At 60.0% G+C, this 14,694-nt stretch carries 14 protein-coding genes and 1 tRNA gene; 13 read left to right on the top strand and 2 right to left on the bottom strand.

The window, feature by feature from the left end; translation table 11 throughout:
- Positions 1 to 48: 48 nt before the first annotated feature.
- Positions 49 to 186, bottom strand: coding sequence for a 50S ribosomal protein L34 (gene rpmH, locus IMCC20628_RS24810; protein WP_082128227.1), 138 nt, complete (start codon positions 184 to 186; stop codon positions 49 to 51).
- A gap of 305 nt (positions 187 to 491) precedes the next feature.
- Here rpmH and IMCC20628_RS18485 point away from each other — a divergent pair, with 305 nt between their 5' ends.
- The 5 genes from IMCC20628_RS18485 (at position 492) to IMCC20628_RS18465 (ending at position 5,417) form a co-directional block, all read left to right on the top strand.
- Positions 492 to 1,301, top strand: coding sequence for a DUF547 domain-containing protein (locus IMCC20628_RS18485; protein ID WP_052766540.1), 810 nt, complete (start codon positions 492 to 494; stop codon positions 1,299 to 1,301).
- 170 nt (positions 1,302 to 1,471) lie between these two features.
- Positions 1,472 to 2,251, top strand: a complete 780-nt coding sequence (locus IMCC20628_RS18480; RefSeq protein WP_245307821.1) for a TVP38/TMEM64 family protein — start codon at positions 1,472 to 1,474, stop codon at positions 2,249 to 2,251.
- A 54-nt stretch (positions 2,252 to 2,305) separates the two neighbouring features.
- On the top strand, positions 2,306 to 3,736 hold the full coding sequence (locus tag IMCC20628_RS18475; RefSeq protein ID WP_047031421.1) for an FAD-dependent oxidoreductase: 1,431 nt from the start codon (positions 2,306 to 2,308) through the stop codon (positions 3,734 to 3,736).
- Positions 3,737 to 3,760: 24 nt separating this feature from the next.
- On the top strand, positions 3,761 to 5,230 hold the full coding sequence (locus tag IMCC20628_RS18470; RefSeq protein WP_047031420.1) for a HAMP domain-containing sensor histidine kinase: 1,470 nt from the start codon (positions 3,761 to 3,763) through the stop codon (positions 5,228 to 5,230).
- 110 nt (positions 5,231 to 5,340) lie between these two features.
- A tRNA-Arg gene (locus IMCC20628_RS18465) sits at positions 5,341 to 5,417 on the top strand.
- A 110-nt stretch (positions 5,418 to 5,527) separates the two neighbouring features.
- Here the strand turns inward: IMCC20628_RS18465 and IMCC20628_RS18460 are convergent.
- On the bottom strand, positions 5,528 to 6,196 hold the full coding sequence (locus IMCC20628_RS18460) for a GntR family transcriptional regulator (RefSeq protein ID WP_047032753.1): 669 nt from the start codon (positions 6,194 to 6,196) through the stop codon (positions 5,528 to 5,530).
- A gap of 145 nt (positions 6,197 to 6,341) precedes the next feature.
- Here IMCC20628_RS18460 and dctP point away from each other — a divergent pair, with 145 nt between their 5' ends.
- The 8 genes from dctP (at position 6,342) to IMCC20628_RS18420 (ending at position 14,678) form a co-directional block, all read left to right on the top strand.
- A complete protein-coding gene (gene dctP, locus IMCC20628_RS18455) occupies positions 6,342 to 7,337 on the top strand; it encodes a TRAP transporter substrate-binding protein DctP (RefSeq protein ID WP_047031419.1) in 996 nt (331 codons plus the stop codon).
- Positions 7,338 to 7,412: 75 nt separating this feature from the next.
- Positions 7,413 to 7,910, top strand: coding sequence for a TRAP transporter small permease (locus IMCC20628_RS18450; RefSeq protein WP_047031418.1), 498 nt, complete (start codon positions 7,413 to 7,415; stop codon positions 7,908 to 7,910).
- Positions 7,907 to 9,223 carry a TRAP transporter large permease gene (locus tag IMCC20628_RS18445; RefSeq protein WP_047031417.1) on the top strand — a complete coding sequence of 439 codons (1,317 nt, stop codon included), beginning with the start codon at positions 7,907 to 7,909 and terminating at the stop codon, positions 9,221 to 9,223. Before IMCC20628_RS18450 ends, IMCC20628_RS18445 begins: the two co-directional genes overlap by 4 nt.
- Positions 9,220 to 10,557 carry a malonyl-CoA decarboxylase gene (locus IMCC20628_RS18440; protein ID WP_047031416.1) on the top strand — a complete coding sequence of 446 codons (1,338 nt, stop codon included), beginning with the start codon at positions 9,220 to 9,222 and terminating at the stop codon, positions 10,555 to 10,557. The genes IMCC20628_RS18445 and IMCC20628_RS18440 overlap by 4 nt, the downstream gene beginning before the upstream one ends.
- Complete coding sequence (locus tag IMCC20628_RS18435) at positions 10,547 to 12,094, top strand: malonyl-CoA synthase (protein ID WP_047031415.1); 1,548 nt, start codon at positions 10,547 to 10,549, stop codon at positions 12,092 to 12,094. Before IMCC20628_RS18440 ends, IMCC20628_RS18435 begins: the two co-directional genes overlap by 11 nt.
- Positions 12,095 to 12,195: 101 nt before the next feature.
- Positions 12,196 to 12,948, top strand: coding sequence for a glycosyltransferase family 25 protein (locus tag IMCC20628_RS18430; protein ID WP_047031414.1), 753 nt, complete (start codon positions 12,196 to 12,198; stop codon positions 12,946 to 12,948).
- A gap of 62 nt (positions 12,949 to 13,010) precedes the next feature.
- Positions 13,011 to 13,802, top strand: a complete 792-nt coding sequence (locus tag IMCC20628_RS18425; RefSeq protein ID WP_052766538.1) for an FkbM family methyltransferase — start codon at positions 13,011 to 13,013, stop codon at positions 13,800 to 13,802.
- A 6-nt stretch (positions 13,803 to 13,808) separates the two neighbouring features.
- Positions 13,809 to 14,678 (top strand): alpha-1,2-fucosyltransferase, encoded by an 870-nt coding sequence (locus tag IMCC20628_RS18420; RefSeq protein WP_047031413.1) that lies wholly within the window; start codon positions 13,809 to 13,811, stop codon positions 14,676 to 14,678.
- Positions 14,679 to 14,694 lie beyond the last annotated feature (16 nt).

The raw sequence follows: 14,694 nt of genomic DNA, 5'->3' as shown, positions 1-14,694 counted from the left end.
TTGTCTTGTGCCACGCGACGATCTTTCTTCGCGGGCCGTTGTCAGCGATCAGGCCGACAGGCTTGCACGTCCGCGGGCGCGACGAGCCTGGATGACCTTGCGGCCGCCCTTGGTGGCCATACGCGAGCGAAAGCCGTGGCGACGCTTGCGAACAAGTTTGGATGGTTGGTAAGTACGCTTTGGCATTATTTTAATACCGCGGTGTGCGGCCCTTCTTGGAACAACTTGGTTTGGGTGTTCAGTCCGTCAAGACACCTCCCGGAAACCGGAAGTCTCCACGGACGAGCGGCTTATAAGCGCGTTCACGTCCAAAAGTCAATGAGCAGGGCCTCTGTCTGGGCGCTGCCGAGGCTGGTGGCTACTCATACTCCGAGGTCACGTTCCTTCACAAGCCGGTGAGGCCGCCTGCCTGCGGGTTGCCTCCTGCGATTGACTGCGCCAAGTAATTGAGCTGCCGCGCCACAATGTCTCAGAACAGAACAGGAATTGCTATGCATCCGGACCGCCGCGCTGTTGTCGCAGGACTATCAGCCCTGATCGCCAGCACCGCCTTGAACCCGCTACCGGCAATGGCCGCATTGACCGGTTTCCGCCCCAAGGGCCAGGCGAAAGTTGATCACTCCCGATACGACACCCTGCTCAAGTCCTATGTCAGATCCGACGCCAACGCCTACAATCGGGTGGATTATGGTGGCGTGAAAGCCAATTTGCCTGTTTTGAGAGACTATATTGCCGCACTGGAATCGGTTGATCCGGTATCGCTGTCGCGAAACGAAGCCCATGCCTACTGGATCAACCTCTACAACGCCAAGACGCTCGAGGTTGTCGCCGATGCCTTTCCGGTGAAATCGATCAAGAAGATCAATCTCGGCGGTTCGGGCCTGTTCGGCTCGGGTCCATGGAAAGCCAAGTTCATCACTGTCAACGGTACGGCGCTTTCGCTCGACGATATCGAGCACGAAATCGTCCGTGCGCTGTTCAAGGACGAGATGTCCCATTACGGCCTTAACTGCGCTTCCTATTCCTGCCCTAATCTGGCGGCCCGGACCTACACCGGCGCCAATGTGGATGCATTGTTGCGCGAAAATGCCGTGGCTTATGTCAATCATCCACGCGGCGTGGCGGTTGAAAACGATCGTATCACCGCCTCAAAAATCTATTCCTGGTATGCAGGCGACTTTGGCGGCAAGGGCAAGCTCAAGCCGCATTGGCAGTCCTTGGCAAATGCGCAAAAGGCCGCCGAGATCCAGGCAGCGTCGATTTCCGGTTATGATTACGACTGGAGCATCAACTCTCAGTAAGGTTCTGATGACGCCGTTCTCACGCCACCGTGAATTTGGTGCAGCCGTGGCTCACGCGGGTTTGGGAATATGCGAGGGATTGTCATTGGCGCCGCAAGACGCAAGCATCTATTGCTTCTTCGAAATCAGACAGGGTCGGTATCTGGCCGAAATGACAGCGGAGACAGCACATGACCATGCAATCGCCGATAAGGCAGATGGACACAGCAGTGGATAAAACTCCCGAGACCACACCAGCTCCGAGCCGTGCCGCGCCATGGCGCCGGTTCTTGCCGCTGGCCATTATCGCCGCCGGCATTGCTGCCGCATACGCTGCCGGACTTCAGGAATATCTTGCGCTCACGGTTCTCACCGAGCAGCGTGAAGTGCTCAAGGAGTTCGTCGCCGAGCACCGCATTGCCTCGATCCTCGGCTATTTTGTGCTTTACACGCTTGCCGTGGCATTTGCCTTTCCTGCGGCCTCGATCCTGACGATTTTCGCCGGCTTCGTGTTCGGGTGGTTCATTGGTGGTACGTTGACCGTCTTTGCCGCCACCACCGGGGCCGCGGCGATCTTCCTGGCCGCCCGATCGGCATTTGGCGATGTGCTGCGCAAGCGAGCCGGGCCGTTTGTGGCCAAGCTTGCCGACGGCTTTGCCAAGGATGCATTCGGTTATCTTCTGGTGCTGCGCCTGGCGCCGGTGTTTCCGTTCCTCATCATCAACATCGCGCCTGCCTTCTTCGACATCAGGCTGCGCACTTATGTTGCCGCGACATTCCTGGGTATCATTCCCGGCACCTTCGCCTATGCCTGGCTGGGGCAGGGGCTCGACAGTGTCATTGCCGCCGCTGCCGGACGCGAGATTTCGATCTCGGATCTGGTGACACCGGAAATCACCATTGCTTTTCTCGGGCTTGCAATCGTCGCTGCTATCCCCACCATAGTGGGCAAGTTTCGCCAACGCTCGTAATTCAGGCCAGAAACGATATCCACCAGCGGATCCATTCTACGGAGAGACTTGACCATGACCACCCGATTGACACCAGACATCTGCGTTATCGGCGGCGGCTCCGGCGGTCTTTCGGTCGCCGCCGCCGCCGCCGCATTTGGCGTTGATGTGGTTCTTGTCGAGAAAGGCAAGATGGGCGGCGATTGCCTCAATTATGGCTGCGTGCCCTCCAAGGCGATGATCGCCGCAGGCAAGCACGCCCACGCCATTGCCGAGGCGCCGGACTTTGGCGTCAGCGCAGGCGAGGTCAAGATCAATTTCCGCAAGGTTCATGACCATATCCATTCGGTCATCGCTGCGATCGCACCCAATGATTCGGTCGAGCGTTACCGAGCCATGGGCGTCAATGTGATTGAGGCCGAAGCACGGTTCATCGACAAAAACACAGTCATGGCCGGTGATACCGAAATTCGTGCCAGACGCTATGTTGTCGCCACCGGATCCTCGGCCTTCGTGCCGCCGATCCCGGGGCTCGATACGGTCGATTACCTGACCAATGAGACGCTGTTTGAACGCACCCGCGCGCCCAAGCATCTCATTGTCATCGGCGGCGGCCCGATAGGTATGGAGATGGCTCAGGCGCACCGCAGGCTTGGCGCCGAGGTCGCGGTGATCGAGGGCGCCAAGGCGCTCGGCAAGGACGATCCGGAACTGGCGGCCATAGTACTCGAAAACATTCGCGCCGAAGGCGTGAGCATTCTCGAGGGATCCAAGGTGACCTCCGTCGAGAAGCGCGGCAAGACCGGAGTGCGGGTCAATTACGAAGGCGAGACTGGCGCGGGCTCTGTCGATGGCAGTGATGTGCTTGTCGCTGTCGGTCGTCTCGCCAATGTCGAAGGCCTCGGACTAAGCGAGGCCGGTGTCGATCATGACCGGCGCGGCATCAAGGTCGGCGCCAATCTCAGGTCATCCAACAAACGCGTCTACGCCATTGGCGATGTCGCCGGCGGGCTGCAGTTCACCCATGTCGCCGGCTATCACGCCGGCCTGGTGGTGCAGCAGATCCTGTTTCGTGCTCCGGCCAAGGAAAACCGCGATATCATTCCCTGGGCCACCTATACCGATCCCGAACTGGCCCATGTCGGCCTGACCGAAGAAGAGGCGGGCAAGCGCCATGGAGGGCGGATCTCGGTTCTGCGCTGGCCCTATGCCGAGAACGACCGCGCCCAGACGGAGCGCAAGACCACGGGCCTTATCAAGATGGTGGTCGACCGCAAGGCACGCATTCTGGGTGTGTCGATTGCCGGCGCAGGTGCCGGCGAAATGATCAACATATGGGCGCTGGCGGTGACCAATGGCATGAAGCTCAAGGACGTGCGTGGTTATGTGCCGCCCTATCCGACCATGGCGGAGATTGGAAAACGCGCTGCGGTTTCCTATTATACTCCTATGACACGCAAGCCGTTCGTGCGCTGGATTGTCCGGTTCCTGAGACGGTTCGGGTAACGGCTGGGCGGGGGAGGGCGGACCATGGCGGACACACATACCAAGACGGCAATACCGTGGTGGAGGCCGAGGGCGAGAAGCCTTACGTCCAAGCTGTTGTGGCTGACGGTGCTGTTCGTGATGATTGCCGAAGTGCTGATTTTCGTGCCCTCTGTAGCCAACACCCGGCTGCGGCTGCTCGAAAACCGCCTCAACACGGCCGCCGCCGCGGCGATCGTGGTCGACGGCGTCAATGCCATGGAACTTCCGCAAGACATCCAGAATGATACCCTGATGGCGACCGGTACAAAATCCATCGTGCTGCGCAAGGACGGTACCTCCCGCATCATTGCCAGCGCCAACATGCCGCCGCTTGTCACGCATCAATACAATCTTGCCGACGCCACACCGGTCCGCGCTATCATCGATGCTTTCGACACCATCCTGTTTGGCGGCGACCGGGTGATCCGAGTCTATGGCCCGATCGGCGATGATCCGGACATGCAGATCGACCTTGTCTTCGAGGACAATCAACTCCGTCACGATATGCTGATTTACGGCCGCAACGTGTTCCTGCTGTCGGTTCTGATCTCTTTCATCACCGCAAGTTTGCTGTTCTTCACCATCAACCGTCTGTTGCTTCGGCCGGTACAAAGGGTAACTGCGAACATGCAGGCCTTTTCCGAGGATCCGGAAAACCCCAACAACATCATTGTGCCCACTCCGGCCGTTGACGAGCTGACCGCAGCCGAAGGCCACCTTGCAGCCATGCAGACGCGCCTGCAGCAGACGCTGAAGGAGCAACGCCATCTGGCCGACCTCGGTCTTGCTGTGTCCAAGATCAATCACGACATGCGCAACATTCTCACCTCGGCGCAATTGATGTCCGACAGGCTGGCGATGAGCGACGATCCGATGGTCAAGCGCTTCGCCCCCAAACTGTTGCGCAGCATTGACAGGGCCGTCAGCTATTCGAGCGAAGTGCTTGCCTATGGCAAAGCGCTTGAGGCCTTGCCACGGCGCCGGTTCATCAACCTGGCGATGCTGGCGAGCGAAGTCTGCGATATCGTTTCCGAGGAAACCGCGACCGACATCCATTATGTGGTCGATATCGATGAGGCACTGGAGGTTGAGGCCGACAGCGAACAGATGTTCCGTGTGATTTACAATCTTGTCCGCAACGCCGTGCAGGCGTTCGATGCCGACCCGGCGGACGACACGGCGCTGATTCAACGCATTACCGTATCGGCACGGCGTTCAGGCACGGTCGTGGAGATTCTGGTATCCGACACCGGACCCGGACTGCCCGCCAAGGCGCGCGAGAACCTGTTCCTGCCGTTTCGCGGTTCGGCCCGCTCGGGCGGAACCGGCCTCGGTCTCGCCATTGCCCGTGAACTGGTCACGGCCCATGGCGGCTCGATCACACTTGACGAGACCGTTGCCCAGGGTACCACCTTCCGCATTGAACTGCCGGATCAGCCGGTTCCGCTCGATACTTTCCGTGCACGCGCCTGACTCTTTCGGATGAATTCTGCGGCAAACGCTTTTTTCGTCAAATACGCTTGCAATCCCCCGCTGTCCGTTTTAGGAGAACGCCTCGCGGGCAAGATTGATGCCTGCAACGCGCGCCCGTAGCTCAGCTGGATAGAGCACCAGACTACGAATCTGGGGGTCAGAGGTTCGAATCCTTTCGGGCGCGCCATTCTCTTTCTTTAGAAGACAGAATTCACCCGGCGCAGGGCGGCAATGCCCAAAACGCAGGATGCGTTGATTCATGCCATGGGCAGGTGAATCTCTCACCGGGCGCGCTGCTTAACCGGTTTTGAGCGAGGCCAATTGCCGGTAACTGGCCATCAGGTCGTTGAAACGTTCGCCCTGGATGGCGACGTGCTGGCGCAGGGCGGCGGCGGTGGCCTTGGGGTCGGCGCGGCCCAGCGCCGCATACACCGCCCGGTGCTCGCGCATTGACTGCGGCATGCGGCCATTGGCGCGCAATTGCAGCCGCCGGTAGGGTTTGAGCCGCTTGTGCAGTCTTGCCGCCTCGCGGGCCAGGAAGCGGTTGCCGCTGGCCTCGTAAACCAGATGGTGGAATTTCTCGTTCTCGCGGTAATATTCGTCGAAATCGCCGACTGTGATGGCCGCTTCGCAGGCCTCTATGGTCAGGGCGATGGCAACCATCTGTTGCTCGGTCACCTGCCGTGCGGCGCGAAATCCGCACATAGCCTCGATTTCGGCCATGACTTCGAACATCTCCACCAGTTCGGCAAAATCCGGATGCCGGATGAAGGCGCCGCGGCGGGCTTCGAGCGTGACCAGACCGGAAGCTGCCAGCGATTGGAAAGCCTCGCGCAATGGCGTCCTCGACACGCCGAACTGTTCGGCGAGCTTGACTTCATCGAGACGCTCGCCATCGGCGAATTCACCAGTGACAATCATCTGCTCGATGCGTTCGCGAATGGTATCTGCAATGCGTGTGCCCATGAACATATCATCGCCGATCCAAGTTAAAATGCAAATTCATTCTTTTTGTATACAAGCGGTTTGACATTGCATCCCAAAGATGGTCCGTTTGGACGTTGCCGGAACCGGAGGAGGTTCTGCGAGCACATTCTTCTGGGAGGTAGATATGAAACTAGGATTATCAGCGTTTGCAGGCGTACTCGCCGCATCCATCGCTTTGACTGGCCTTGCGCAGGCCGAAACCCTGAAAGCATCGCACCAGTTTCCGGGCGGAAAGGGCGACGCGCGCGACGAAATGGTTCAGCTTTTCGCCAAGGAACTGGCAGCCGCCGATGTCGGTCTCGATGTTCAGGTCTATCCGGGCCAGTCGCTCTACAAGGCGAAAGAACAGTGGGGCGCACTGACCAAGGGTCAGCTCGACATCACCTCGTTCCCGCTCGACTATGCATCCGGTCGTGTGCCGCAGTTTTCGGCAACCCTGATGCCCGGCCTGGTGCGCAACCATGACCGCGCCAAGCGGCTCAACGCCTCGCCGTTCATGACCGAGATCAAGAAACTGGTCGAAGACAACGGCGCCATCGTCATTGCCGACGCCTGGCTCGGCGGCGCCTTCGCCTCGAAAAAGACCTGCATCACCTCGCCGGACACCATCAAGGGTCAGGTCACCCGCGCCGCAGGCCCTGCATTCGAGCAGATGCTGGTTGGCGCCGGCGCATCGATCTCCTCGATGGCGTCATCGGAAATCTACACCGGCATGCAGACAGGCGTGCTTGATGCCACCAACACCTCGTCGGGATCATTCGTTTCCTACCGCATCTACGAGCAGGTCACCTGCCTGACAGAGCCGGGCGAAAACTCGCTCTGGTTCATGTATGAGCCGATGCTGATCTCGAAGGAAACCTACGATCGTCTGACGCCCGAGCAGCAGGCCGCCGTCATGGCAGCCGGCAAGAAGGCCGAGGAGTATTTCGACAAGGAAGCCGCCGGTCTCGACGACAAGATGGTCGACACCTTCAAGAAGGCCGGCGTTGAAATCGTCTCCATGTCGAAGGACGATTATGACGCCTGGCTGGCGATCGCCAAGGAGACTGCTTACAAGGAATTTGCCGAAAAGGTTCCTGGTGGCCAGCAGCTGATCGACCAGGCTCTCGCCGTCGAATAAGCATCGGATCGGGGGAGGTTCGCCTCCCCTTTTCCCGCCCGGCCTGTCCCTTTTTCGATCCGAGGATTGCCTGAAATGAAACGCTTTGTTTCGATCGTCGAGACGCTGTCACGGCTGTGCGGACTGTCGTCCATGCTGCTGATCGCCGCCTCCACGCTTGTGGTCTCCCAGATGGTGTTCATACGCTATTTCCTGGGCGCCTCGACCGTCTGGCAGACCGAGTTTGTCGTCTACGCCATGATCGCCTCCACCTTCATCGGCGCACCCTATGTGCTGATGCTCAAGGGTCATGTTTCGGTCGATCTGCTGCCCACTCTGCTCGGCGGCAATGGCAAGCGTCTGCTTGATGTGCTCGCCGCTACTTTGAGCCTGGCGTTTTGCGCGCTGCTCGGCTGGTCGGGCTGGCACTTTTTCTATGAGGCGCTGTCGAAAGGCTGGACCACCGACACGGTCTGGGCACTGCCGCTGTGGATCCCGCTGCTGCCGCTGCCGCTCGGTGTTGGCATCCTGTGCCTGCAATACATCGCCGAAATCTACAAGAATTGGACTGCCACCGAGGAGAGCCCCGCATGAGCCCGCTGGAAATCGGCCTTCTCATCCTCGTTGTGCTGATCGCGCTGTTTGCCATCGGCATGCCGATCGCATTCGCCCTCGGCGCCGTCTCCATCGGCACCCTGCTGCTGATTGATGGCTTCCGCTCGCTCGATATTCTCGGCGAAACCTTTTTCTCCGGGCTCAATTCCTTCACGCTGGTGTCGATCCCGATGTTTATCCTGATGGGGGCTGCGGTCTCCAACAGCCCGGCAGGCAAGGATCTCTACGAGGCGCTCGACCGCTGGCTCAACCGCGTGCCCGGCGGATTGGTGCTGTCCAATCTCGGGGCCTGCTCGCTTTTTTCGGCGCTGTCGGGTTCCTCGCCCGCCACCTGTGCTGCCATCGGCAAGATGGGCATTCCGGAAATGCGCAAGCGCGGCTATCCCGATGAGATCTCCGCCGGATCAATAGCCGCCGGCGGCACGCTCGGCATTCTCATTCCGCCGTCGATCACCATGATCGTCTACGGCATCGCCACCGAAACCTCGATCGGCCGGCTGTTTCTGGCCGGCGTGCTTCCAGGCATGATGCTGACCACTATCTTCATGGCCTGGACGTTGTTTTCCTGCTGGCGCAGCGGCCTGACATTGTCGGATGTGACGCAGCATTATTCATTGAAGCAGAAGCTCGAGATCCTGCCCCGCGTGCTGCCGTTCCTGGCCATCGTCGCCGGTATCCTGTTCGTGCTGTATGGCGGCGTCGCCACACCATCGGAAGCCGCCGGCGTCGGCGCACTGTTCTGCCTGGTGCTGGTGGTCGTGGTCTACAAGATGTTCTCGGCCAAGCCGTTCATCTCGATGTTCCGCGATTCGACCAAGGAATCGGTGATGATCATGATGATCATCGCGGCGTCCGAACTCTTCGCCTTCACCCTGTCCTCGACCTTCGTCACCCAGAGCATCGCCAACTGGATTTCCGATCTCGAAGTCAACCGCTGGGTGCTGATGGGCATCATCAATGTCTTCCTGCTGATCGCCGGCTTCTTCCTGCCGCCGGTGGCAGTGATCCTGATGACCGCGCCGATCCTGCTGCCGATCATCACCAGCGCCGGGTTTGATCCCTACTGGTTTGCCGTCATCCTGACCATCAACATGGAGATCGGCCTGATCACCCCGCCGGTCGGCCTCAATCTGTATGTCATCAACTCCATCGCGCCGGACATTTCGCTCGGCACCATCCTGCGCGGCTCGCTGCCCTATGTGATGTGCATGATTCTGGCCATCGTGATCCTGTGCATCTTTCCGTCGATCGTCACCTTCCTGCCTGAACTGGTCATGGGGGTCGCGCTTTGAACAGGTCCGGCTTCTTCTATGATCTGCTGTCGACGCTGTTCGAGCGGCCGGGCTTCGCCCGCATCAAGGGTGACGGGCGCTCGATCACGGCGCTCTGCAAGGATCTGATTGCCAGTGAAGGCGAGGTCTCCGGCCACAATATGGGCCAGCAGATCCTGTCACGTTTCAGCGAGCTGACGCCGGAAGCGGAAATCGAGTTCTTCGAATATCTCACCGAACAGATGGACATCGATACCGAGCGGCTGATGGCGGCCACCACCGCTTACCAGATAGACCGCTCGCCGGAGAATTTCGCCGATCTGCTCGAAGCTGCCGAGCCCGAGCGGCAGGAGCTGCTGCGCCGCATCAACCGGGTGCCCGGCGCCACTGGCGATCTGGTCAAGATGCGCGCGCGGCTGCTCAAGCTGCTCAAGGAGCACCCCGCCTTCGGCCGCACCGATGTCGACTTCCAGCACCTGTTTGCCTCCTGGTTCAACCGTGGCTTTCTGTTGCCACGCCGCATCCACTGGCAGAGCCCGGCCAACATTCTCGAAAAGATCATCAAATACGAAGCGGTGCATGCCATCGATGACTGGGATGATCTGCGCCGCCGCGTCGAGCCCTCCGACCGCCGCTGCTACGCCTTTTTTCATCCCGCAATGCCCGATGATCCGCTGATCTTCGTCGAGGTGGCGCTGGTCAAGGGGATCCCCGGCTCGGTGCAGGCCATTCTTGCCGAAAACCGCGAGATCCTCAGCCCCGAAAGCGCCGACACCGCGGTGTTCTATTCGATTTCCAACTGTCAGGCAGGCCTGCGCGGCGTCTCCTTCGGCAACTCGCTGATCAAGCAGGTGGTCGAGGATCTGCAGGCCGAGGTGAAGTCGATCACCAGTTTCGTCACGCTGTCGCCGCTTCCAGGCTTCAATCGCTGGCTGCGCCAGTCCATCACGGACGAGCCCAACACCCTTGTAGCCGTCGAGGACATCGAGTTGGCCATCCAGTCCGGCGAACTGGGCAAGCTCGCAGAGCAGCCGCAATGGCTGCGCCGCCAGGCTGCACACTACCTGGTCCACCAGAAGAACAGCAGCGGCATGCCGCTCGATCCGGTGGCCCGTTTCCATCTTGGCAACGGCGCCATGCTGCATGATATCCACGCAAGCGCAGATCTCTCGCCCAACGGCGTGCGCCAGTCCAGCGGCCTGATGGTCAACTATCTCTATGATCTGAAAAAGATCAGCCAGTTCCACGAGGGGTTTGCCGAGGCCCACACGGTGTTCACCTCCAAGGACGTCAAGACACTGGCCGACGCAGCGGCCGCAAACAGCAATGGCAGGAAACCGAAAAATGGCTCGTAATTTTCTCTTCGACGGATTGCTCGCTGACAAGCTCTCCACGGATGAAGCCCGCAAGGCCACTTTCGCCACACTGCCCGAGGACGGGCGCCATTTCAGCTACGGCGATGTCGAAGACGTCTCCGGTCGCTTCGCCAATGTGCTCGTGGACCTCGGCGTCCAGCCCGGCGACCGGGTGGCGGTGCAGGTGCCCAAATCCATCGAAGCCATCATGCTCTATCTCGCCGTGGTCCGCGCCGGCGCCGTCTTCCTGCCGCTCAACACCGGCTACACCCCGGCGGAGATCGAATATTTCCTTGGCAACGCGACGCCGCGCATCTTTGTCTGCGATCCGAAAAAACGCGCCGACTACGAGGCGCTGACAGCCAGTCTCGGTATCGGGCTTGAGACCATGGGCGTCTGGCAAAACCACGACACCAGCGCCGGCTCGCTCAACGACGCCGGACTTGCAGCCCCCACCGCGTTCGACACAGTCGCCCGCGCAGCCGATGAACTCGCCGCCATTCTCTACACGTCGGGCACTACCGGGCGCTCGAAGGGCGCCATGCTCACCCATGCCAACCTCTTGTCCAATGCCGAAACACTGGTGCAGGTCTGGCAATTCACCGCCGACGATGTGCTCTTGCACGCGCTGCCAATCTTTCACACCCACGGCCTGTTCGTCGCCACCAATGTGACGCTGAGCGCCGGCGCATCGCTGATCTTCCTTCCGGCCTTCTCCGCCGAAGCCATCATCGAAAACATCCCCGGCGCCACAGCCCTGATGGGCGTGCCGACCTTCTACACCCGTCTGCTCGATGATCCGGCGTTTACCGGCGATCTGGTCAAGGATATGCGGTTGTTCGTCTCCGGCAGCGCGCCGCTCTTGGCCGAAACCCATGTGCTGTTCGAACAGCGCACCGGCCACCGCATTCTCGAGCGCTACGGCATGACCGAGACCAACATGAACACCTCCAACCCCTATGAGGGCGAGCGCCGCGCCGGCACCGTCGGCTTCCCGCTGCCCGGCGTCGATCTGCGCATTGTCGATGCCGAGACCGGCAAGACCCTGCCGCAAGGCGAGATCGGCATCATCGAGGTCAAGGGCCCCAACGTCTTTGCCGGCTACTGGCAGATGCCCGAAAAGACAAAGGAAGAATTCCGCGATGACGGCTTCTTCATCACCGGCGATGTCGGCGTCATCGATGCGGACGGCTATGTCCAGATCGTCGGCCGCTCCAAGGACCTGATCATCTCCGGCGGCTACAACATCTATCCCAAGGAGCTCGAATTGCTGCTCGACGAGGAAGACGGCGTGCTCGAATCCGCCGTCATCGGCGTGCCGCATGCCGATTTCGGCGAAGGCGTCGTCGCTGTTCTGGTGCCCAAGCCGGGCGCGAAGCTTGATGAAGCGACGATCCTTGAGTCGATCAAGCCGAAGATCGCCCGCTTCAAGCAGCCCAAGCGGGTCGTCGTACTCGACGAGCTGCCACGCAACACCATGGGCAAGGTCCAGAAGAACGTGCTCCGTGACGCCTACAAGACCCTGCTCGATGCCTGAGACCTTCTGCCTCTTGCTGCCAGCGATGCCTCTCGTCTAGAACGGGGCACCCCTCCGGCGCCATGGTTCGCGACCGGGTGTGAAAGACAGGCAGGCGCAGTATGAGCACACCGGTCGAGGCCTTCATCATCCATTTGGCGCGTGCCGAGGCGCGGCGGCCACAGGTGGATCACCTGCTCGCGGCATGCCCCGTGCCGGCCCGCATTGTCGACGCAGTGGACGGCCGGGCGTTGCCGGTCCAGGAGATCGACACCGTCTATACGCGCAAAAGCCTTCATGCACCGTCCTATCCTTTCGACATGACGGTGGGTGAAGTCGGCTGCTTTCTAAGCCACCGCAAGGCCTGGCAGGCTATTCTGGACGCAGGTCTCGATGTCGGCCTGGTGATCGAGGATGATGTCGAGATGGATGCTGCGGAGTTCGCTCGCGCATTGGAGTTGGCCCGCGCCCATGTCGCCAGCCATGGCATTGTCCAGTTCCAGGTCCGCCAGATTGCTGAGCCGGGGCCGGTGATCGCGTCTGCGGGCGATATAGTCCTCACCCGGCCCGTGATCATCCCGCTGCGCGCCTCCTGCACACTCTATTCAAGAGCTGCGCTTGAACTGCTGCTCGCCCAGACCACCCGGTTTGATCGTCCGATCGACGGCCATGTGCAACTGCATTGGGTGACCGGTTTGCGGCCGCTGATCGTCATCCCCTCTGGCGTGCGCGACAAGGGCGCCACCATCGGCGGCACCACCATCCAGGCCCGCAATGTGCCTTTGCTCCGGCGCATCCGCCGTGAACTGCTGCGCCCGATCTACCGCTACCGCATCGCTGCACTGTCCCGGGGCAATGATCAGCCGTCTGGCTGAGCTGTCTGATCTGTCGAACCGATGGCTGGACCAGCCAATTGGAATGGGCTATCCAGCCGGTCATGTCAGTTTTCGATACAGTCATCGCCGCCATTTTGCCGTCCGGTCTCGCGCTCTCGCTTGCCCGGCGCCTGATGAAATCGGCAGGGCTTGGCCACGGTGGTATCGTGGCCAAGTCCGGTGAAATGAAAGCCGCAGCTGCAGCCCTTTCCCGTGCCGGAGTGCAAACCAAAACACCTTTGCTGTTTGATGTCGGCGGCAATATCGGCGAATGGACCCTGGCGGCCAAGCAGATGTGGCCTGACTCCAAAATTCACCTGTTCGAGCCCTCCGCCAGCCACCTTGAAAAACTCGGAACGGCGTTTGCGGGTCTTGATGATATTAGCGTCAATCCCGTTGCCCTGGGCGCTGAAGCAGGCGAGGCGACGCTCTACAAGGATACCGAGATCACCGGGCTCGCCTCGATGACCAAACGTGATCTTGGCCATATCGGGCTGTCGATGGACCTGAGCGAGACGATCCGGGTCGACACGCTCGACCAGTATTGCGCCCGCCACGGCATTGCGGCGATCGATATGCTGAAGATCGATGTCGAAGGCCATGAGCTTGACGTTCTCAAGGGCGGTGTCACGATGCTGGACCAGCGCAAGATCGCCGCGGTTCAGTTCGAATTCGGCGGATGCAACGTCGACACCCGCACCTTCTTCCGCGACTTTTTTGATTTTTTTGATCATCGCGGCTATGCGCTCTTCATCATCGGACCGGGCGGACAGCTCAACCCGGTGCGGCGCTATCGTGAGTTCAACGAACAATTCTCAACCACGAATTACATCGCCATCCGGCGCGGAAAGTAGATCGGTATGACACGTGTGATCACGCGCCTGCACGGAGGCATGGGCAACCAGCTGTTTCAATATGCCGTTGGACGGGCAGTGGCGCTGAGGACCGGCGCCGAATTGCTGCTCGATACCCGGCAATACACGGCTAAAAACCCGTTTCAGTATGATCTCGGACACTTTGCCATTCAGGCGAAGGTCGCCACGGAAGCTGAATTGCCTCCGGCAAAGAACAGGCCCTTGGCCTATGCCTGGTGGCGCAAGTTTGGCCGCTCGCCGCGCTTCGTTCGGGAGCAGGGACTGGGTTACAATGAAACGATCGCGACCATTGAGGCTGATTGCTATCTGCACGGCTATTTTCAGTCTCAACGCTACTTTGCCGACATCGCGCCGACGTTGTGGACCGATTTGGCTTTCAAGGAAGCCATAAGCGGCGAGAACGCCCAAATGGGTGAGCGCATACAAAGCCGGCCATCGGTTTCCATGCACATTCGCCGGGGTGATTACATCACCGATGCAAAGGCTATGTCCGTTCACGGGTCTGCGGACCTTGCCTATTATCAGCGGGCGCTCAAGGAAGTCAGATCGCGGTCGGGTCAGGACCCGGTGGTCTATCTGTTCTCCAACGATCCCGACTGGGTACGCGACAATATCAAGCTCGATGCCGAGCTGGTGCCGGTCGCCATCAATGATGGCAAAACAGCGCATGAGGATCTGCGGTTGATGAGCCTGTGTGACCACAATATCATTGCCAATTCCACCTTCTCCTGGTGGGGCGCATGGCTTAATCCGTCGCATAACAAGATCGTCACGGCGCCGGCTCAGTGGTTTGCCAGCCCGAAACTGTCAAATCCCGACATCACACCGGACAACTGGCTGCGGCTTGGCGATTGACCGCGGACCTCACTAA

The organism is Hoeflea sp. IMCC20628 (genome assembly GCF_001011155.1).
Taxonomy (GTDB): domain Bacteria; phylum Pseudomonadota; class Alphaproteobacteria; order Rhizobiales; family Rhizobiaceae; genus Hoeflea.
The sequence above is the reverse complement of the archived record's forward strand: the minus strand, read 5'-3'. Positions and strand labels throughout refer to the sequence as shown.

Coding starts and splice junctions, on each gene's coding strand:
- IMCC20628_RS18420 (WP_047031413.1), top strand. CDS start 13,809: ATGACACGTGTGATCACGCGCCTGCACGGAGGCATGGGCAACCAGCTG.
- IMCC20628_RS18485 (WP_052766540.1), top strand. CDS start 492: ATGCATCCGGACCGCCGCGCTGTTGTCGCAGGACTATCAGCCCTGATC.
- IMCC20628_RS18430 (WP_047031414.1), top strand. CDS start 12,196: ATGAGCACACCGGTCGAGGCCTTCATCATCCATTTGGCGCGTGCCGAG.
- IMCC20628_RS18425 (WP_052766538.1), top strand. CDS start 13,011: ATGTCAGTTTTCGATACAGTCATCGCCGCCATTTTGCCGTCCGGTCTC.
- dctP (WP_047031419.1), top strand. CDS start 6,342: ATGAAACTAGGATTATCAGCGTTTGCAGGCGTACTCGCCGCATCCATC.
- rpmH (WP_082128227.1), bottom strand. CDS start 186: ATGCCAAAGCGTACTTACCAACCATCCAAACTTGTTCGCAAGCGTCGC.
- IMCC20628_RS18470 (WP_047031420.1), top strand. CDS start 3,761: ATGGCGGACACACATACCAAGACGGCAATACCGTGGTGGAGGCCGAGG.
- IMCC20628_RS18460 (WP_047032753.1), bottom strand. CDS start 6,196: ATGGGCACACGCATTGCAGATACCATTCGCGAACGCATCGAGCAGATG.
- IMCC20628_RS18450 (WP_047031418.1), top strand. CDS start 7,413: ATGAAACGCTTTGTTTCGATCGTCGAGACGCTGTCACGGCTGTGCGGA.
- IMCC20628_RS18475 (WP_047031421.1), top strand. CDS start 2,306: ATGACCACCCGATTGACACCAGACATCTGCGTTATCGGCGGCGGCTCC.
- IMCC20628_RS18435 (WP_047031415.1), top strand. CDS start 10,547: ATGGCTCGTAATTTTCTCTTCGACGGATTGCTCGCTGACAAGCTCTCC.
- IMCC20628_RS18445 (WP_047031417.1), top strand. CDS start 7,907: ATGAGCCCGCTGGAAATCGGCCTTCTCATCCTCGTTGTGCTGATCGCG.
- IMCC20628_RS18480 (WP_245307821.1), top strand. CDS start 1,472: ATGACCATGCAATCGCCGATAAGGCAGATGGACACAGCAGTGGATAAA.